The sequence below is a fragment of the Pseudomonas sp. FH1 genome, from assembly GCF_000510895.2.
In the GTDB taxonomy this organism is placed as follows: Bacteria; Pseudomonadota; Gammaproteobacteria; order Pseudomonadales; family Pseudomonadaceae; genus Aquipseudomonas; species Aquipseudomonas azotoformans_A.
This window is the reverse complement of sequence record NZ_AOHM01000129.1, coordinates 114,903-132,093: the sequence shown is the minus strand read 5'-3', so window position 1 is coordinate 132,093 and position 17,191 is coordinate 114,903. Positions and strand designations below refer to the sequence as shown.

The window sequence follows — 17,191 nt, the reverse complement described above, 5'->3', positions numbered from 1 at the left end:
ATTACAGGCTGAAATCACCTTCCGAGACCAACTCGCTCAACGGACGACGCGGGCTCGGCGCCTCACGACCTTGCAGGTACTCCGGCAAGGTCGACTTGTCCCCCAGCTTGCCAACCGCAACAGCGGCATGCAGGGCATAACCTTCCGGGATTTTCAGCTCTTTGCGGGTCAGCTCCTGATCGAAACCGGCCATGCCGTGGGTGTGCCAGCCGCTGAGGCTGGCTTGCAGCGCCAGGTGGCCCCAGGCTGAGCCGGTATCGAAGGTATGCCACAGCGCCGGGGTTTCTTCGCTGGCGCCGGGGGCGGTGAAGTCGGTTTTCGAGGCGATGATCACCAGGGCCGACGCATGCTGCGCCCAGTTGCGGTTGAATTCATTCAGCAAGCCCAGGAAACGCTCCCAGTCCGGCGTGTCGCGGCGCGCGTAGAGAAAGCGCCATGGCTGCGAGTTGTAGGCGGACGGCGCCCAGCGCGCGGCTTCGAAGAAGCTCAGCAGGGTTTCCTGGTCAATGCTCTCGCCGGTGAAGGCGCGGGGCGACCAACGGTCGGTGAACTGGGTGTGGATCGGATAATCGGCAACACGTGTCATGGAGCAGTTCCTGATCGTCAATTCGGCGCTCAAAACTACTGCGCGGCCACTAGACTGACAAGTGTTGTTACACCGCCAGTCGTAAGCGCTTGGCCCCAGGGGCCTTGGGCACTAGACTGGCGGCCTTTTCACCTACCGATACTGATGTAGAGCCATGGCCGCCAAAGTCGAACCTTTCTGGATACGCAAAACCCTTGAACACCTCGACCAGGAGGAGTGGGAGTCGTTGTGCGACGGCTGTGGCCTGTGCTGCCTGCAAAAGCTTGAGGATGAAGACGACAACAGCGTCTATTACACGCGGATCGCCTGCAAACTGCTCGACCTGAAAACCTGCCAGTGCACCGACTACCCCAACCGTCGCGCCTCGGTGCCGGACTGCATCCAGCTCACGCCGGGCCAGGCCGACCAGTTCAAATGGTTGCCGCCCACCTGCGGCTATCGCCTGGTCAGCGAACGTAAGGACCTGCCACTGTGGCACCACCTGGTCTGCGGCGACCGCGATGCCGTGCACCACGAACGCATTTCCCAGTCCGGGCGCATGCTCAGCGAAGGCAGCGTGCCTGAGGATGACTGGGAGGATTACCTGATTTTCCGCGCGGGCTGACAAGGAGTGGGTATGAGGGGGGCAATCAAGCTGGCGGCATCTGTGGTGTTGCTGGCGCTGAGTACATCCGCGTGGTGCGCGAAGAAAGTCGACCTGGATTATCACGTCAAACTGTTGCCCCAGACGGATCAGGCCGAGGTGCGGGTGAGCCTGTCCCAAGGCTCGGCGGTGCGCAGCCTGAACTTCGACCTCGGCCCCGACGGTGACTACAGCGACTTCAAGGCCGACGGCCAGTGGCGCATCACCGAGCATCGTGGCCTGTGGCAACCCAGCGCCAACAAAGCAAGCCTGACTTACCGCGTACGCCTCACCCATGCACGCAAGGCCGGTCTCTATGAAGCGCGGGTGACGCCGAGCTGGGCATTGTTTCGCGGCGAAGACCTGGTGCCGACCGCGCGGCTCGACCAGCAGGACGGCGTCGAGTTGGTCTCACGCCTGGTGTTCGAACTGCCGGCCGGCTGGAAAAGCGTCGAAACCGCTTGGCCGCGCATCGGCAAGAACAAGTTCCGCATCGACAACGTCTCCCGCCTGTTCGACCGGCCCACCGGCTGGATGCTCGCCGGCAACCTCGGCAGCCGCCGCGTGCGCCTGGGCGAGACGGAAGTCACCGTGGCTTCGCCCAAAGGCCAGGCCATGCGCCGCATGGATGTATTGACGTTGCTGACCTTCGTTTGGCCGCAAGTGGAAGCGGCCTTCCCACGCCATCCGGCCAAGCTGCTGGTGGTGGGCGCCAGTGACCCGATGCGCCGTGGCGCGTTCGCGGCGCGGGATTCGGTCTACCTCAACAGCCGCACGCCGCTGGTCAGCGAAAACGGCAGCAGCCCGTTGATCCGCGAAGTGGTGCAGGCGATTGGGCGCTTCAATGACCACGACACCAGTGACTGGATCAGCGAGGGCCTGGCCGAGTACTACGCCATCGAGCTGGTGCGTCGGGCAGGTGGCATCACCGACGAACGGTATCAGGCGATACAGGCGCGACTGAACAAGGAAGGCAAGGACGTGACCAGCCTGCGCGGCGAACACGTTAGCGGTGCGACGGTGTCACGGGCGGTGGTGGTGTTGCAGGAGCTGGACCGCGAGATTCGCGTAAAGACCCACAACAAACGCTCGCTGGATGACCTCGCGCAGGCGGTGATGCGGGCCAACAGCATCACCACCGCGGAGTTCGTGCAACTGGCTGAAAGTATCATTGGCGAGTCGTCGGTGGTGCTGGACAACAAGCTGCTGCGTTAGCCGGTGGTTTTGGTGGCCTTCTCGGCCGCCACTTCGGCCTTGGTCTTCAGGTTCTTCAGCTCGGCCCCGGCGCGTTCGATCTTCGTGCGCACGGTATTCATTTCCTGGCGGCCCTGTTCCAGCTTGTCCTTGAGCGAGCTGTGCCCGGTAAAACCACGGGCCAGCGCCACGCCGCCGATCGCCACCTGGATCAAGCCGAAAATCCCGCCACGGCGCAGGCCTTTGCCCACCATCATCACGCCACCGGCCACCGAGCCGATGCGCTCCCAGCCGTGCACGTTCTGCGTGGGCTGGGTCTCGAAAGGCGTGTGTTCGATGATAGGTCGCAAGGTTTTGCTGTCGCTCATGATCTGTCTCCAACGAGGGCTATTGATAAGTAGCTGACTGCCCGCAGGCGTCGGATGTTCCCAAAAGATCAGTACTTGGGGCCCGAGCGGGTGTTGTTGCCCTTGGCCAGGCGGTCGTAGAGCACCACGTTGACGGTGGCGGCGAGGTTCATGCAGCCGGTGGTCGGGATGTAGACCACGTCCTCGCACCAGTCGCGGATCTCTTTGTCGAGGGAACCGTCTTCCGGACCAAAGATGTACAGCGCGCGGTCCGGATGGGTGTATTCGGGCAGGGGGCGAGCGCCTTCTACCAGTTCCACGGCGACGGGGATGCAGCCCAGGGGCAGGATCTTTTTCAGGTCATCGATGCCGATCAGCGGAATGTCGTGGTGGACTTTCTTGGTGTCGGTGATGAAGTCCCGCGCGCGCTCGTAACGCACGCCGGTGTAGAACACCGAGGCCACGCCGTAGCAGCCGGCGGCACGCATGACCGAACCGACGTTTTCGGGGGATTTGGGGTTATACAAACCGATGCAGCTGTAGCGTTTATTGCCCACGGGAGTGCCTTAAAAAGGCAGCAGTATAGCGGCAAGCGGCAAGCGGCAAGCTGCAAGTAAAAGCGGCGTGGCTTTTTCTTGCCGCTTGCCGCTCGAAACCTTCAGTCGTCTTTCTTCATCAACCCCGCCAACGCCGCAAACGGGTTATGCGTGGCCTTGGCAATCGTCGGGCTGCTGGTGGAGCCTTCGCCGAAGTACTGCTGGTCGGTATACCGCGAGTGTTCGTTGTCATGGCAATACAGGCAGAGCAACTCCCAGTTGGAACCGTCCTGGGGATTGTCATCATGATTGTGGTTTCGATGGTGTACGGTCAGTTCGCTCAGGCGTTTGCCGGCGAACTCACGGGCGCAGCGGCCGCACACGTGGGGGTACATTTTCAACGCTTTATCGCGGTAGCCCATTTCCCGGTCGCGCTGGGCATCGGCAAGGATGCGGTCCAGCTTGGCGGTGTGGGAGGGCGGGTTGGTCGAGCTCATCATGGCTCCTGGCTATTTTGGGGTTCACGGATAGGGTTGATTCTAGCCGCTCGCGTTGCAAATAACCGCTTCACTTTACTCATAAGGACTGAAACTCATGCGTCTGCATTCATGGACTGTTGCACTGTTGTTGTGTGGGCTCACGGCCCAAGCCCAAGCGTTTTCTACACCCCAACCCGGCCAGGTGATCGAGGTTGCCCTCGATCAATTGCACCCGACCCAGGCCGTGGTGGGGTTCGACCAGATCTACTACAGCCTCGGCCTGTTCGCCGACAAACCCGCCAAGGTCTTCGATGAATACTGCGAAACCAACGGCCAGGGCGAAGCCGACAACGTGCCCAAGGGCGCGGACCTGCACAAGCCGGCGAGCTTCAGCTGCAAGGACCCGGTGGGCACCCATCCCGACGACATGAAGACCGTGGTAGTCGGCCCCGGCGGCCAGTTGTACCTGACCGACGGTCACCACAGCTTCACCACCTTGTGGGAAGTGCCCGGCGGCGGGCCTCGCCTGAACATGTGGGTCAAGGTCACCGACGACTTCAGCAACAGCCCCACCCTGGCCAACTTCTGGCAGCGCATGCAGGCCGCGCGCAAGGTCTGGCTCAAGGACAATCAAGGCCAGACCCTGCCGCCCGAGCAACTGCCGGCGCACCTGGGCTTCAAGAACCTGCAGGACGATACCTTCCGCAGCCTGGTGTATTTCACCCGCAAGGCCGCGTATGGCAAGCCCGAGGCGGGCGAGATCGCGCCGGAGTTCCTGGAGTTCTACTGGGGCAACTGGCTGCGTACTCAAATTGACCTGGGCAAGTACAACCTGAACAAGAAGGGTGGCTACAAGGACGCCATTGAGGCCGTGGCCAAGCGCATGGTCAGCCTGGCGCCGGGCTCACAGGTCGGTGACAGCGGTTTCACCGCCCATCAACTGGGCGGCATGACCAAACTCGACCGCAGTGAGCTGGAAAAGACCTTCGACAAAAAAGTCCCCTATGTGATCGATTACCGCAATTCCCTGCGCTAACCGATCACACCTTCTGCGCAATCCAGATGGTGTGTCGGGTGCCCTTGTTGCCATGGGCGAATACCTGCACTTCCTCGGCCTTGAAACCGGCCTTGCGCAGTTTGTCGCTGAACAGCTTGTCCGCGCTGGCCGACCACACGGCCAGCACGCCTTTGGGGCGCAGGGCCTTGGCGCAGGCCGCCAGGCCTCCGGCGGAGTAGAGCCAACTGTTGGCCTTTTGCGTGAGACCTTCGGGGCCGTTGTCCACGTCCAGCATGATCGCGTCAAAGCCCTGGGGCTCGGCTTGCAGCACCTTGGCCACGTCTTCCAGGCGGATCACCGTGCGCGGGTCCAGCAGCGGGCGGCCGGATTTTTCGCCCAGTGGCCCACGGTTCCATTCCACGACGCCTGGTACCAGTTCTGCCACGACCACTTCGGCAGTCTTGCCCAGGTGTTTGAGCGCTGACGCCAGGGTAAAGCCCATGCCCAAGCCACCGATCAACACCCGTGAATCCGCACGCCCGGCAACTTTGCGGCAGGGGATCTCCGCCAGCGCATCTTCGGAACCGTGCATGCGCGTGTTCATCAGCTGGCCGCCATCACCGCCCTGAATCTTGATGACGAAATCTTCACCGTATTCGAACAGGCACAAGGCACCGCCGTTGTCGGGGATCGGGGTGGTGTCCAGCAGAACGAAACGTTTCATGGAAATCTCATTGGGAAGGGCATTCTTGCGCGGTTGGGAGTAGCCTTACGACATTCCGGTCAGGCCATGGAGCCATCGATGAAGTGCAGCATTCTAACGGTCATTGTGTTGAGCGCGCTCGCCTCTGGTGCGGCGCAGGCTCAGGAGTTGCAAACCGTACCGGTCGCGCCCGCCCCAACGCCAGGCGCACCGGGCACCCCGACGCCGACGTTGTACCCGCAAGTCACCCCACCGGCCGTGCCCAAGACCAACGGCTCGCCGCCCTTGGTGCCCATCGTGCTGCCCACGCCACCCAAGGATCAGACGGTGCCGGGCCTGCTGCAAAATGACAGCAAGCCGAAGACGCCGGGCGGCTAAAACTGTTGCGAAAGTAATTGCCCGTCGGCCATGCGCAGGCGCTTGGACAGGGCGATGGCAATGGCGCGGATGATCTTGGCGGCGACCCTGGGCGCTTCGTTGAGCATCTTTTCCAGGGAATCCTTGCCCAGGTTCAACAGCACGCAGTCACTGGCCGCCACGCAACTGGCCGAGCGGCGCTCGCCGTCGAGTACAGCCATTTCACCAAAGGCCCGACCACTGCGCAGGGTGGCGATGGTCAGGCGCTGGCCGTCGTGGTTGGTTTTCTGCACCGCCACCTGGCCGCTGTGGAGGATGCACATGAAGGTGCCAGCATCGCCCTCAAGGAAAATCACCTCATCGCGGGCAATGCTGCTGATATTGAAATAGCCGGCGGCGACGTGAAAGTCTTCCGGCAACAGCGGGTCGAACAGGCCGCAATCCATGAGCATGTCGCGGATTTCGGTATTCATTAGCGTCGGTAGTGCCATGGCTGCAATCTTGGTCCATCAATCAGTAGGCGGTCCTGTGTTCAGACAGAACCGCCCTACGAAGTTCCTTAAACCAACCCCAGCGCCTTGAACACAAAGCCATATTCGAGTGCTACGTCACGTAATCCCTGGTAACGACCGCTCATGCCACCGTGGCCGGCGCCCAGTTCGGTCTTGAGCAACAGCAGGTTATCGTCGGTCTTGGTGTCGCGCAGCTTGGCCACCCACTTGGCGGCTTCCCAATATTGCACGCGGCTGTCGTTGTAGCCGGCGATCACCAGCAGGTGCGGGTAGGCCTGGGCACGAACGTTTTCGTAAGGCGCGTAGGCCTTGATGCGTTCGTAGACGTCCGGTTCTTCCGGGTTGCCCCACTCGTCGTACTCGGTGATGGTCAGCGGCAGTTCCGGGTCGAGCATGGTGTTGAGCACGTCGACGAACGGCACTTCGGCAATCGCTGCCTGGAACAGCTCCGGGCGCTGGTTGAGCACCGCGCCGATCAACAGGCCGCCGGCACTGCCGCCGCTGATGGCCAGTTGTTTGGACGTGGTCAGGCCCTGGGCGATCAGGTGTTCGGCGCAGGCGATAAAGTCGCTGAAGGTGTTCTGCTTGTGTTCCTGCTTGCCGTTGCGATACCAGGCCTCGCCCAGCTCACCGCCGCCGCGCACATGGGCGATGGCAAACGCCACGCCTCGGTCCAGCAGGCTCAGGCGTGCGTGGGAGAACCACGGGTCCAAGCTCGAACCGTAGGCGCCGTAGCCGTACAGATACAGAGGCGTTGGTTTACCCAGCTGGTCGCGCTTGACCACCAGGCTGATCGGCACCTGAGTGCCATCTGCCGAGGTGGCCCACAGGCGCTGGCTCACGTAATCGTCGGCATTGAACACGCCGAGTACCGGGGTTTCCTTGAGCACCTGTTGCGCGCCACTGGCCAGTTCCAGCTGACGCACCTGGGCCGGACGGTTCAGGGCTTCGTAACGCAGGCGGATCTTGTCGCTGACAAATTCCAGGCTGTTCTGTACGTAGAGGCTGTAGGCGGCGTCAGGCAATTCCACGCGATAGGCCGGCAAGCCCTGTGGGTGCACTTCGATCACCGGCAGGCCACCGATGCGCAGGCTCAGGGTCATGGCGTGGGTGTTCAGGCTCACGCCGTCGAGCATCACCTCATCGCTGTGCGGGATCAGGTTCTGCCATTCAGCTTCGGTCGGTACGTCGCCAATGTCGGTCGCGACGAACAACGCGTAGTTGATGCCATCGCGGTTGCTGCGGATAAACCAGGTCCACGCGCCATTCAGCTGGCCGTGGTCGGCATCGTACTCATGGTCTTCGACCCGTGGCGCCAGGCAGGTGAAGTCCAGGTGTGGCTGGTCGGCGTCCAGCGCCCAGACTTCGCTGGTGGTCTTGCTGCCCAGTGACAGCAGCAGCTGGCGCTCGGAGCTGGAACGGTAGCAATGCAGGAAGAAACGTCCGTCGGGCTCATGGAACACTTCCTGCGCCGCCGTGCCGTCCAGGCGATAGCGATACAGTTTGTGCGGGCGGTGGGTGTCGTCCAGTTCGCCGAAGAACAGGGTCAGGCTGTCATTCGCCCAAGTCATGCTGCCGTCGCAGTCTTCAAACGCAAGTTCGCTGACTTTGCCGGTGGCCAATTCCTTCACGTACAGGGTGTAGATCTCTTCACCGCTGGTATCGAGGCTGTAGGCCAGGCGTTGGTGGTCGGGGCTGATGCTGAACGCGCCGAGGGAGAAGAAACCGCCATTGGCCAGCACGTTCGGGTCCAGCAACAACTCTTCGCTGCTGTCATCCACCTGGTTGCTGTCGTCGGCCGGGCGACGGCAGCGGTAGTGGCGGGCGTATTCGTCACCGGCGGTGGTGCGGGTGTAATACAGATACGGGCCCCACGGCGAAGGCAGCGACAGATCGGTTTCGAGAATGCGGCCCTTGATCTCCTCGAACAGGGTTTCGCGCAGCGCTGCCTGATCGGCGAGTTGCGCTTCCTGCCAGGCGTTTTCGGCCTTGAGGTAATCGAGCACCTCAGCGCTGTCGCGCTCTTGCAGCCAGGCGTACGGATCTGAGCCTTGGGCCTTGCGGGCAATCGGAGCGGTCGATGTAGGCATGGGATTAATCTCTATCGGGCGGACGGTGGCAGGCATTGCAGCCGCGACACGCAAAAGCCGTTATCATAGCCGCCTGTTTGCCAACCTTGCCATGGACACCATGACCGAGAACGACTATCTGACCGCTTGGGGCCTTTACGCCTTCGCCGCTTTGGGCTGCCTGTTGGTGTGGTGGCGCATGACCCGCTGGATCTGGCGCTGGCTGCGCGAGCCGCTGCTGTTGCTGATGGCGGTGTTGCTGTTCAGCCCGACCATCGTCGACCCGGTCAAGACCCAGTTCGCGCCGGCCGTGGCCATCACCGCCCTGGACCTGGTACTCAAGGTCGGCAATAACGCCTGGCGGGCCATTTCCGATCTGTTCATGTACAGCATGATCGCCTTTGGCGTGTACCTGGTGTTCGTGCTGATCCGCTGGCCCATCGAGCGCGCTGCCAACGCCCGCCGTGAGCGCAAGGCTGCCGCCGATGCCGCCCTGGCCGCCGAACCGGATCAAGACGACGATGACGTGCCTTTTCGCCGTCCGGCACCTGTGAGCGGTCTGCGCGTCGAACCGCGCCTTTAACGTTGTCCGCCCTGCTGCGAGAGCCCTGGCATGTGTGAATTATTGGGCATGAGTGCCAACGTCCCCACCGATATCGTGTTCAGCTTCACCGGGCTGATGCAGCGCGGTGGGCGCACCGGTCCCCACCGTGACGGTTGGGGCATCGCGTTCTATGAAGGCCGTGGCCTGCGCCTGTTCCAGGACCCGGCCGCGAGCAGCGAATCGGAAGTCGCGCTGCTGGTGCAGCGTTACCCGATCAAGAGCGAAGTGGTGATCGGCCATATCCGCCAGGCCAACGTCGGCAAGGTCAGCCTGGCCAATACTCACCCGTTTGTGCGAGAACTGTGGGGCCGCAACTGGTGCTTTGCGCATAACGGCCAGTTGGCCGACTTCAATCCCCGCGCCACTTTCTACCGCCCGGTGGGCGATACCGACAGCGAAGCGGCCTTTTGCGATCTGCTCAACCGCGTGCGCGAAGCCTTCCCGGAGCCGGTGGACATTGAAAAAGTCCTGCCGGACCTGATCGCCGCCTGCTCCGAATACCGTAGCAAAGGCGTGTTCAACTGCCTGCTCAGCGACGGCGACTGGCTGTTTTGCTATTGCTCGACCAAGCTGGCGCAAATCACCCGTCGCGCCCCGTTTGGCCCGGCACGCTTGAAAGATGTCGACGTGATCGTCGATTTTCAAGCCGAAACCACGCCCAATGACGTGGTGACCGTGATCGCCACCGAACCTTTGACCGACAACGAAAACTGGACCCGCTACGAACCGGGCCAATGGAGCCTGTGGCGACGCGGTGAATGCGTCAGCCAAGGCATCACCGAGTAAGGATATCGACCATGTTGCTCAGTTATCTGCGGTTGGTGCTGTTTGCCATTGGCCTGTTGGTCGGCGTGCAAGTGCCGGGCTTCATCAACGACTACGCCAAGCGCGTCGAAGCTCATCTGATCGAGGCCCAGACCGGCCTCAGCGGGTTTGAAAACACTGCACGGCAATTCTTCAACGGTGACTTGAAGGCGTTGGTCGCGCATTACCGCGCCAGTGATGACCCGGTGTTCCAGAGCGACGCCAACAGCCTGGGCGCCATGCTTGACCGCCAAGTGGCGTTGGACAAGCAATTTCAGGCCATGCAAGGCCCGTGGTACATCCGCGCCCTGCAAGTGGCCGTGGCGGCGGACCCGGATATCCGTCAGGAGACGTGGAACGGCTACAGCTACCAGATCCTGCTGACGCCCGAGGCCATGGGCTGGGGGTTGGGCGGGGCGATGCTGTTGTCGTTTGGCCTGGAGTGCCTGTTCCGTTTGATCGACTGGGTGGTGTTGGGCGGCAAGCGCCTGCGCCAGAGCCGGCCGATCGAAGAGCGGGACCTCAAAGGGCTCTGAGCCTCACGGGTGAGCGAGCACCATCCGCTCCTCACCCACTTCCTCGGCATACCGTGCTACCACCTTCTGGCACAACCCCACAATCTCCTCCACCAACTCCACCCCCACGCGCCACGACACCACTACCTGCAAGTTCGGCAGTTTCTGCGCCATTGGCAACATCACCAATTCCCCGCGCGCCAGTTCTTCGCTGACCAGCACCGGCGGCAGTGCGCCAATGCCAAAACCATCGCGCAGTAAACGGGTGATGGCCGACACCGAATTCACGCAGTTCATGCGTGGCGCGGCCACGCCGTTGGCCTGCATCAGGCTGATCACGTCCTGGTGCGGATGGGAGTTTTTCGAGTAGGTGATGATGCGTTCCTGCGCCAGTTCGGCCAGGGACGCGTAATCGCGGTGGTAGATCGATTGGCTGGCGACGATCCAGGCCATGGGGTGGCTGCACAGCTCCAGGCTGCGCACGGTTTCGAGGCGCAGCAGGTCGGTTTGCAGGATCAGGTCGAGGAAGCCTTTTTGCAGCTGATCGCTGAGGTTCAGCGCGGTATCGGCGACCAATTCGATCTCTACCAGCGGGAAGTGGTCCATCAGTTCCGCCACCAACGGGCTGAGCCAGGTGTGGATCACCGTGTCCATCGCGCCGATGCGGATGCGCCCGACCTTGCTGCTGGTGGTCTCCAAGGACTGCTTCAGGCCCTGCATCGTTACCATCATCTGCTCGGCGTAATCGAGCACCTTCAAGCCTTCCGGGGTCAGGCTCACACCGCGTGAGTCGCGCAGAAACAGCTTCACGCCCAACTCGCTTTCCAGCACGGCAATGCGGCTGGAGATCGACGCCTGGGTGGTGAACAACTTCTCGGCAGTCAGGCGGAAACTCTTGAGCTTGGCCACCCAGACGAAGGTTTCGAGGAACTTCAAATTCATGGGATCAACTTTTTCTTATGCATGGATCGGTTTTTATTAGTTGGACGCCGCACCGAGCCAGCGCCAAAAATCGAGCTATTCCACGATAAGCGCCGTTGGGGTGTCAGGACAAGTTGCGAGTTCTGCGTAAAAAATCCCACACTACAAAATAACAATGCCTACAGGAGCGACCAACGTGAGCCGCCTTCTACTGAATTGCGACATCGGCGAAAGCTTCGGCAACTGGACTATGGGTCTGGACGCCGAGGTCATGCCGTTCATTGATTGCGCCAACGTGGCGTGCGGCTTCCATGCCGGCGACCCGAGCATCATGCGCAAGACCGTCAGCCTGGCACTCAAGCATGGCGTGCAAGTCGGTGCGCACCCGGCGTACCAGGATCTGCAAGGTTTCGGCCGTCGCTCCATGGCCTACACCCCCCAGGAAATCCAGGACCTGCTGCACTACCAGATCGGCGCCCTCGACGGCATCTGCCGGGCGCAAGGTGGGCGGGTCAGCTATGTGAAGCCCCACGGCGCGATGTACAACGACATGATGGCCAAGCCCGCTCAATTGCGCGCGGTGATCCAGGCTGTGGCAGCTTACGGCGACCTGCCGCTGATGTTGCTGGCAACCCGCGACAACAGCGCAGCGCAGGCCTTGGGCGATGAATATGGCGTCACCCTGTGGTTCGAAGCCTTTGCCGACCGCGCCTACGACAATAAGGGCCACCTGGTCTCGCGGCAGTTGCCCGGCGCCGTGCACCACGATGCCGACACCATCCTGCAGCAAGCCCTGACCATTTCCAGGGGGGAAGCGCTGACCGCCAGCGACGGCAGCTCGCTGGTCCTGCAAGCCAACACGCTGTGCGTGCATGGGGACAACGCCAGCTCGATCGCCGCCGTACAGCGCATCCGCGAGGCATTGAAGCCAGCATGAAGCCACGGATTGAAGTGGTGGCCATCGACTGCCTGATGGTGCGTCTGTTTGATGCAATCGCCGAAGCCAACATGCCCTGGATGCTCGCCGCCACCCAGCGCTTGCGCAGCGGTTTCGGCGCGGCTTTGGTCGACCTGGTGCCGTCCTACACCACCTTGATGGTGCATTACGACCTCAGCGCATTGAACCCGGCCCAGGCACGGGAATTGATCGACCAGGCCCTGACCGACCTGCAGCCGCACACCCAGGGCAGCGGCCAGTGCCACGTGCTGCCGGTGTGGTACGACCTGAGCGTCGGCCCCGAACTGAGCCTGCTCAGCCAGCGCAGCGGGCTAAGCGTCGATGACGTGATCCGCCGGCACAGCGCCCACGAATACCAAGTGTTCGCCCTCGGCTTCGCCCCCGGTTTTGCCTTTATGGGCCTGGTGGATGAAGTCCTCGCCGCGCCACGCCTCAACACCCCGCGCAAACGCGTGGCGGCGGGCAGCGTCGGCATTGCCGAACGGCAAACTGCGGCCTACCCGGTGGTCTCGCCGGGCGGCTGGAACCTGATCGGCCGCACCCCGGCCAAGTTGTTCGACCGTGAGCGCGACGGTTATAGCCTGATGCAGCCCGGCGACACGGTACGCTTCGAACCCGTCGATCACGCGCAATTCATCAAACTGGGTGGCGATGACACGCCGTTGGAGGCGCAGGCATGAGCCGCTTGATCATTGAGGCCAGCACACCGCTGTGCCTGTTGCAGGACGCCGGCCGCTTTGGCGTGCGTCACCTGGGCGTAACCCAGGGCGGGGCGCTGGACTGGGTATCGATGTCCTGGGCCAACTGGCTGCTGGACAATGCGCTGAACGCGCCGGTGGTGGAAATCACCTTGGGCGGCTTTACCGTGCAGGCCGAGGATTATTGCCTGCTGGCCCTGGCCGGTGCGGACTTGGGTGCTTATATCGACGAACGCGCCATCAGCCCAGGCCGCAGTTTTATCCTGCAAAAGGGCCAGCGTTTGCGTTTTACCCAGCCATTCAACGGCGCGCGGGCCTATCTGGCGGCGCCGGGCGGGTTCGATGCGCCGGATGTGCTGGGCAGTTGCGCCACGGTCGTGCGTGAGGAACTGGGCGGTGTGGACGGTTTCGGTAAGGCACTGGTCGAAGGTGGGCGCTTGGCGTATTCCGGCGTCGGCGGCGCAATGAAAGTGCTGAATGATCCAGGCCTTTCCAAAACTGCATTGGACGTGATCGTCGGTGCCCAGATCGGCCAGTTCAGCGGCCAAAGCCTGTTTGATGCGTTCAACACCGAATGGGCCCTCGACAGCCGCGCCGACCGCATGGGCATGCGTCTGCTGGGCACGCCGTTGCAGTATCAGGGGCCTTCACTGATTTCCGAAGGCATTCCGCTGGGGGCGATCCAGGTGCCGCCGGATGGGCAGCCGATTGTGTTGCTTAATGACCGGCAGACCATTGGCGGTTATCCGCGTCTTGGAGCGTTGACGCCGTTGTCGCTGGCGCGGCTGGCGCAGTGCCTGCCGGGGGAGAAGGTGCGGCTGGCGCCGGTGGTGCAGGAGACTGCGCATCGCCAGCACATCGACTTTTTGCAGCGCTTTTTGAATGGGTGAAACCTGTGGCGAGGGAGCTTGCTCCCGTTGGGGCGCGTAGCGGCCCCCCGGCATTGGGCCTGCTGCGCAGACCAACGGGAGCAAGCTCCCTCGCCACAAAACAGCAACGCTATTTCGAGAGAAAGCGCATCCCTTCTTCCAACCCCCGCAACGTCAGCGGATACATCTGATCCTCCACCAACTCCCGCACAATCCCCGTTGACGCGGTATACCCCCAGGTGTCCTTCGGGTACGGGTTTATCCAGATCAGCTTCTTGTACTTGGCCATGAAGCGCTGCATCCACACATACCCCGGCTCCTCATTCCAATGCTCGACGCTGCCGCCGGCCTGGGTGATTTCATACGGCGCCATCGACGCATCGCCGATAAAAATCACTTTGTAATCCGCGCCGTACTTGTGCAGCAGGTCCTGGGTCGAGGTGCGCTCGGAGGTGCGGCGCTGGTTGTTCTTCCACACCGACTCGTACACAAAGTTATGGAAGTAGAAGTACTCCAAATGCTTGAACTCGGTCTTGCACGCGGAGAACAGCTCTTCGCAGATCTTCACGTGGGCATCCATCGAGCCGCCGATATCGAACAGCAATAGCAGCTTGATGGTGTTGCGCCGCTCCGGGCGCATCTGAATATTTAGCAAGCCGGCATCGCGGGCGGTGTGGTCGATGGTGCCGTCGATATCCAGCTCTTCCGCCGCGCCCTGGCGCGCAAATTTGCGCAGGCGGCGCAGAGCGATCTTGATATTACGCGTGCCCAGTTCAACCTGGTCGTCGAGGTTCTTGTACTCGCGCTGGTCCCACACCTTAACGGCCTTGCCCTGGCGCTTGCCGGCGTCACCGACACGGATGCCTTCCGGGTTGTAGCCGCCGGAGCCGAACGGGCTCGTGCCGCCGGTGCCGATCCACTTGTTTCCGCCGGCGTGACGTTCCTTCTGTTCTTCCAGGCGTTTCTTGAATTCCTCGATGAGTTTGTCGAGGCCACCAAGAGACTGGATCTGCGCGCGTTCCTCATCGGTCAGCGAACGTTCGAATTCCTTGCGCAGCCAGTCTTCGGGGATCAACGCCTGCAGGTGGTCGTCGAGTTTTTCCAGGCCATTGAAGTAAGCGCCGAAGGCCCGGTCGAACTTGTCGAAATGTCGCTCGTCCTTGACCAGGATCGCCCGGGCCAAGTAGTAGAACTCGTCCATGTCGGCGAAGGTCACGCGCATTTTCAGCGCGTTGATCAGGTCGAGCAGCTCGCGCACCGACACCGGCACCTTGGCGGCGCGCATTTCATTGAACAGGTTGAGCAGCATCAGCGGTTACCGCGACGGCTCATGAACGCCAGACGCTCCAGCAACTGCACGTCCTGCTCGTTCTTCACCAACGCACCGGCCAGCGGCGGGATGGCCTTGGTCGGGTCACGTTCGCGCAGCACGGCTTCGCCGATGTTGTCGGCCATCAGCAGCTTGAGCCAGTCGACCAGTTCGGAGGTGGAGGGTTTTTTCTTCAGGCCCAGTACTTTGCGCACGTCGAAGAACACGTCCAGCGCTTCGCTGACCAAATCCTTCTTGATGTCGGGGTAATGCACATCGACGATCTTTTGCAGGGTGGTGCGGTCGGGGAAGGCGATGTAGTGGAAGAAGCAGCGGCGCAGAAAGGCGTCCGGCAGCTCCTTTTCGTTGTTGGAGGTAATGATGATGATCGGGCGTTTCTTGGCCTTGATGGTCTCGTCGATTTCGTAGACGTAGAACTCCATCTTGTCGAGTTCTTGCAGCAGGTCGTTGGGGAACTCAATATCGGCCTTGTCGATTTCATCGATCAGCAGGATCACCCGCTCTTCGGATTCGAAGGCTTCCCAGAGCTTGCCCTTTTTCAGGTAGTTGCGCACGTCGTGCACCTTGTCCACGCCCAACTGCGAGTCGCGCAGGCGGCTGACCGCGTCGTACTCGTACAGGCCCTGATGCGCCTTGGTGGTGGACTTGATGTGCCAGGTGATCAGCTTGGCACCGAAGGACTCGGCCAATTGCTCGGCGAGCATGGTCTTGCCGGTGCCGGGCTCGCCCTTGACCAGCAACGGCCGCTCCAGGGTGATCGCGGCGTTGACGGCCAGTTTCAGGTCATCGGTAGCCACATAGGCCTGGGTGCCTTCGAACTTCATCGGTGTTTCCTCGCATTCATCAATGCCTGGACTATACCGCGCAGCCCCGGCGACTGTGAACGCAGGCGGCTCATTCAGTCTCTGAATGACCAGTCACCTTCAGTCCGCCGAGGGCTTGGGTTGTTCATAGCGCGCATTGAACGCCTGGATGAAGCCGTTGCGCAAAATCGCCAAAAACGCGGAAAACGCGCTGACATTTTGCTGGTGCACGCTGCCACTGAGTTCGACCCGGGTGGCGAACTGGTTTTTCGCCTGGTTTTTCAGCACGGTCTCGCTGGCGCCGACCACCGCCTCCCAGATCGAGCGGAAGATGTTCTTGTCTTTGTTTTCCACGTCCTGCTGCCAGTCGAACACTTCGACGTCGCGCAGCAGCGGTTTGATATAGCCGGTCAACTGGCCTTTTTCCGCCTGGGCTTCGATCACCACGTCGCCGGTGCCGGCCTTGAAGTCGAATTTGCCGTAGGCCGAGGCGAAGTCATTCATGCGCTTGAGCTGCAAGTCTTTGGCGCGGAAACGGAATTCGAAGTTCTCGAAATTGCTCAGCGGGTCAAAGGTGGCTGTGGCTTCCAGCGGCGCCTGGCCTTGCAGCAGCGCCTTGCCCTCGAAGCGGGCGTCGCGCTTGCCTTTGACATCGACCACGTTGGTCAGGTTGTAGAAACTGGCGTTGACCTCGGTGGCATTGATGTTGACCGGTGGTTTGGAGCTGAAGTTATGGAAGGCGATCTTGCCGTCTTCGATGCGCACTTCGTCGAGGGTGATAGGGGCCAGCTTGCTCAATTGCTCGCGCCAGTCGGTGCCTTTACCGGTCTGGGACGCCTGCTTGTTGGCGCCGCCGTCGACGAAGTTCACCTCGGGGTTGATAAACAGCACCTTGGCCACCACCGCATGGTCGTACCACAACGAGTGCCAGCTCACCGCGAGGTCGATCAGCGGCGCCTTGACGAACGGTACGGGCACCTTGCCGTCGACCTTGATGATCTCCAGGCCGTTGATCTTGTACGCGCCGCGCCACAGGGCCAGGTCTACATCCGTGACGTGGCCGCGGTAGTCGCCCATGTTGGCGAGCTTGTCATTCAAGTAGTTACGCACCAGGTAGGGCAGGGCGATGCTCAGGGCGACCAGTACCACCAGCAATCCGGCGACGGTCCATAGTGGCCAGCTGTAGCGACGTTTCATGGGTAGGGTCCTCTGTCCGTATAGGGGATGGACTGTTGCGAAGGGCGCAACGTTCCTCCGACTGGACGCTTTGCGGCACGAGGCATACCC

Annotated in this window: 21 protein-coding genes; 10 read left to right on the top strand and 11 right to left on the bottom strand. The window is 61.7% G+C overall.

Annotated features, from left to right (window positions below; translation table 11 throughout):
- Position 1: 1 nt before the first annotated feature.
- On the bottom strand, positions 2–586 hold the full coding sequence (locus H096_RS28330; RefSeq protein WP_033902604.1) for a nitroreductase family protein: 585 nt from the start codon (positions 584–586) through the stop codon (positions 2–4).
- Positions 587–740: 154 nt separating this feature from the next.
- Between H096_RS28330 and H096_RS28325 the strand changes: the two genes are divergently transcribed.
- Together H096_RS28325 and H096_RS28320 are read left to right on the top strand one after the other, a co-directional pair.
- Positions 741–1,190, top strand: a complete 450-nt coding sequence (locus tag H096_RS28325) for a YcgN family cysteine cluster protein (protein ID WP_003172524.1) — start codon at positions 741–743, stop codon at positions 1,188–1,190.
- A gap of 12 nt (positions 1,191–1,202) precedes the next feature.
- On the top strand, positions 1,203–2,423 hold the full coding sequence (locus H096_RS28320) for a hypothetical protein (protein ID WP_033902603.1): 1,221 nt from the start codon (positions 1,203–1,205) through the stop codon (positions 2,421–2,423).
- On the opposite strand, the gene H096_RS28315 is transcribed toward H096_RS28320, so the two are convergent.
- The 3 genes from H096_RS28315 to H096_RS28305 all read right to left on the bottom strand — a co-directional run bounded on the left by H096_RS28315 (position 2,420) and on the right by H096_RS28305 (position 3,782).
- Positions 2,420–2,770, bottom strand: a complete 351-nt coding sequence (locus H096_RS28315) for a DUF2892 domain-containing protein (protein ID WP_033902602.1) — start codon at positions 2,768–2,770, stop codon at positions 2,420–2,422. The genes H096_RS28320 and H096_RS28315 overlap by 4 nt on opposite strands.
- Positions 2,771–2,838: 68 nt before the next feature.
- Positions 2,839–3,306, bottom strand: a complete 468-nt coding sequence (locus tag H096_RS28310; protein ID WP_003189607.1) for an RNA methyltransferase — start codon at positions 3,304–3,306, stop codon at positions 2,839–2,841.
- A 101-nt stretch (positions 3,307–3,407) separates the two neighbouring features.
- Positions 3,408–3,782: a YajD family HNH nuclease gene (locus H096_RS28305; RefSeq protein ID WP_003210675.1), complete on the bottom strand. Its 375-nt coding sequence runs from the start codon at positions 3,780–3,782 to the stop codon at positions 3,408–3,410.
- Between the two features lie 97 nt (positions 3,783–3,879).
- Here H096_RS28305 and H096_RS28300 point away from each other — a divergent pair, with 97 nt between their 5' ends.
- Positions 3,880–4,800, top strand: coding sequence for a ParB/Srx family N-terminal domain-containing protein (locus tag H096_RS28300; protein WP_033902601.1), 921 nt, complete (start codon positions 3,880–3,882; stop codon positions 4,798–4,800).
- 4 nt (positions 4,801–4,804) lie between these two features.
- On the opposite strand, the gene H096_RS28295 is transcribed toward H096_RS28300, so the two are convergent.
- A complete protein-coding gene (locus H096_RS28295) occupies positions 4,805–5,485 on the bottom strand; it encodes a hypothetical protein (RefSeq protein WP_028619395.1) in 681 nt (226 codons plus the stop codon).
- Positions 5,486–5,563: 78 nt separating this feature from the next.
- Between H096_RS28295 and H096_RS28290 the strand changes: the two genes are divergently transcribed.
- On the top strand, positions 5,564–5,842 hold the full coding sequence (locus H096_RS28290; RefSeq protein WP_025999649.1) for a hypothetical protein: 279 nt from the start codon (positions 5,564–5,566) through the stop codon (positions 5,840–5,842).
- Here the strand turns inward: H096_RS28290 and H096_RS28285 are convergent.
- On the bottom strand, positions 5,839–6,312 hold the full coding sequence (locus H096_RS28285; RefSeq protein ID WP_033902600.1) for a cyclic nucleotide-binding domain-containing protein: 474 nt from the start codon (positions 6,310–6,312) through the stop codon (positions 5,839–5,841). The genes H096_RS28290 and H096_RS28285 overlap by 4 nt on opposite strands.
- A gap of 68 nt (positions 6,313–6,380) precedes the next feature.
- Positions 6,381–8,423: a S9 family peptidase gene (locus H096_RS28280; protein WP_033902599.1), complete on the bottom strand. Its 2,043-nt coding sequence runs from the start codon at positions 8,421–8,423 to the stop codon at positions 6,381–6,383.
- Positions 8,424–8,448: 25 nt separating this feature from the next.
- Here H096_RS28280 and H096_RS28275 point away from each other — a divergent pair, with 25 nt between their 5' ends.
- From H096_RS28275 to H096_RS28265, 3 genes are read left to right on the top strand one after another with little or no spacing between them, the layout of a single operon-like run.
- Entirely contained in the window at positions 8,449–8,985 is a 537-nt protein-coding gene (locus H096_RS28275; protein ID WP_033902598.1) for a hypothetical protein, read from the top strand.
- A gap of 30 nt (positions 8,986–9,015) precedes the next feature.
- On the top strand, positions 9,016–9,792 hold the full coding sequence (locus H096_RS28270) for a class II glutamine amidotransferase (protein ID WP_016975237.1): 777 nt from the start codon (positions 9,016–9,018) through the stop codon (positions 9,790–9,792).
- Positions 9,793–9,803: 11 nt separating this feature from the next.
- Entirely contained in the window at positions 9,804–10,346 is a 543-nt protein-coding gene (locus H096_RS28265) for a DUF2937 family protein (RefSeq protein WP_016975238.1), read from the top strand.
- Between the two features lie 3 nt (positions 10,347–10,349).
- Here the strand turns inward: H096_RS28265 and H096_RS28260 are convergent, their stop codons facing one another.
- The gene (locus tag H096_RS28260; RefSeq protein ID WP_033902597.1) at positions 10,350–11,267 is read right to left on the bottom strand and encodes a LysR family transcriptional regulator; all 918 of its coding nucleotides are present in this window, start codon (positions 11,265–11,267) and stop codon (positions 10,350–10,352) included.
- A gap of 175 nt (positions 11,268–11,442) precedes the next feature.
- Here H096_RS28260 and H096_RS28255 point away from each other — a divergent pair, with 175 nt between their 5' ends.
- From H096_RS28255 to H096_RS28245, 3 genes are read left to right on the top strand one after another with little or no spacing between them, the layout of a single operon-like run.
- Entirely contained in the window at positions 11,443–12,183 is a 741-nt protein-coding gene (locus H096_RS28255; protein ID WP_033902596.1) for a 5-oxoprolinase subunit PxpA, read from the top strand.
- Positions 12,180–12,884 (top strand): 5-oxoprolinase subunit PxpB, encoded by a 705-nt coding sequence (gene pxpB / locus H096_RS28250; protein WP_033902595.1) that lies wholly within the window; start codon positions 12,180–12,182, stop codon positions 12,882–12,884. The genes H096_RS28255 and pxpB overlap by 4 nt, the downstream gene beginning before the upstream one ends.
- Positions 12,881–13,792, top strand: coding sequence for a biotin-dependent carboxyltransferase family protein (locus H096_RS28245; protein WP_033902594.1), 912 nt, complete (start codon positions 12,881–12,883; stop codon positions 13,790–13,792). Before pxpB ends, H096_RS28245 begins: the two co-directional genes overlap by 4 nt.
- Before the next feature lie 109 nt (positions 13,793–13,901).
- Here H096_RS28245 and H096_RS28240 read toward each other — a convergent pair whose 3' ends face one another.
- The 3 genes from H096_RS28240 to H096_RS28230 all read right to left on the bottom strand — a co-directional run bounded on the left by H096_RS28240 (position 13,902) and on the right by H096_RS28230 (position 17,101).
- Positions 13,902–15,080 carry a VWA domain-containing protein gene (locus H096_RS28240; protein WP_016975243.1) on the bottom strand — a complete coding sequence of 393 codons (1,179 nt, stop codon included), beginning with the start codon at positions 15,078–15,080 and terminating at the stop codon, positions 13,902–13,904.
- The gene (locus H096_RS28235; RefSeq protein ID WP_033902593.1) at positions 15,080–15,925 is read right to left on the bottom strand and encodes a MoxR family ATPase; all 846 of its coding nucleotides are present in this window, start codon (positions 15,923–15,925) and stop codon (positions 15,080–15,082) included. Before H096_RS28235 ends, H096_RS28240 begins: the two co-directional genes overlap by 1 nt.
- A 99-nt stretch (positions 15,926–16,024) precedes the next feature.
- Entirely contained in the window at positions 16,025–17,101 is a 1,077-nt protein-coding gene (locus tag H096_RS28230; RefSeq protein WP_033902592.1) for a DUF748 domain-containing protein, read from the bottom strand.
- Positions 17,102–17,191 lie beyond the last annotated feature (90 nt).

Excerpts from the sequence above, each read along its gene's own strand:
- H096_RS28290 (WP_025999649.1), top strand. The coding sequence starts at position 5,564 with ATGAAGTGCAGCATTCTAACGGTCATTGTGTTGAGCGCGCTCGCCTCT.
- H096_RS28245 (WP_033902594.1), top strand. The coding sequence starts at position 12,881 with ATGAGCCGCTTGATCATTGAGGCCAGCACACCGCTGTGCCTGTTGCAG.
- H096_RS28235 (WP_033902593.1), bottom strand. The coding sequence starts at position 15,925 with ATGAAGTTCGAAGGCACCCAGGCCTATGTGGCTACCGATGACCTGAAA.
- H096_RS28320 (WP_033902603.1), top strand. The coding sequence starts at position 1,203 with ATGAGGGGGGCAATCAAGCTGGCGGCATCTGTGGTGTTGCTGGCGCTG.
- H096_RS28260 (WP_033902597.1), bottom strand. The coding sequence starts at position 11,267 with ATGAATTTGAAGTTCCTCGAAACCTTCGTCTGGGTGGCCAAGCTCAAG.
- pxpB (WP_033902595.1), top strand. The coding sequence starts at position 12,180 with ATGAAGCCACGGATTGAAGTGGTGGCCATCGACTGCCTGATGGTGCGT.
- H096_RS28270 (WP_016975237.1), top strand. The coding sequence starts at position 9,016 with ATGTGTGAATTATTGGGCATGAGTGCCAACGTCCCCACCGATATCGTG.
- H096_RS28315 (WP_033902602.1), bottom strand. The coding sequence starts at position 2,770 with ATGAGCGACAGCAAAACCTTGCGACCTATCATCGAACACACGCCTTTC.
- H096_RS28265 (WP_016975238.1), top strand. The coding sequence starts at position 9,804 with ATGTTGCTCAGTTATCTGCGGTTGGTGCTGTTTGCCATTGGCCTGTTG.
- H096_RS28295 (WP_028619395.1), bottom strand. The coding sequence starts at position 5,485 with ATGAAACGTTTCGTTCTGCTGGACACCACCCCGATCCCCGACAACGGC.
- H096_RS28300 (WP_033902601.1), top strand. The coding sequence starts at position 3,880 with ATGCGTCTGCATTCATGGACTGTTGCACTGTTGTTGTGTGGGCTCACG.
- H096_RS28330 (WP_033902604.1), bottom strand. The coding sequence starts at position 586 with ATGACACGTGTTGCCGATTATCCGATCCACACCCAGTTCACCGACCGT.
- H096_RS28230 (WP_033902592.1), bottom strand. The coding sequence starts at position 17,101 with ATGAAACGTCGCTACAGCTGGCCACTATGGACCGTCGCCGGATTGCTG.
- H096_RS28240 (WP_016975243.1), bottom strand. The coding sequence starts at position 15,080 with ATGCTGCTCAACCTGTTCAATGAAATGCGCGCCGCCAAGGTGCCGGTG.
- H096_RS28285 (WP_033902600.1), bottom strand. The coding sequence starts at position 6,312 with ATGGCACTACCGACGCTAATGAATACCGAAATCCGCGACATGCTCATG.
- H096_RS28325 (WP_003172524.1), top strand. The coding sequence starts at position 741 with ATGGCCGCCAAAGTCGAACCTTTCTGGATACGCAAAACCCTTGAACAC.
- H096_RS28280 (WP_033902599.1), bottom strand. The coding sequence starts at position 8,423 with ATGCCTACATCGACCGCTCCGATTGCCCGCAAGGCCCAAGGCTCAGAT.
- H096_RS28305 (WP_003210675.1), bottom strand. The coding sequence starts at position 3,782 with ATGAGCTCGACCAACCCGCCCTCCCACACCGCCAAGCTGGACCGCATC.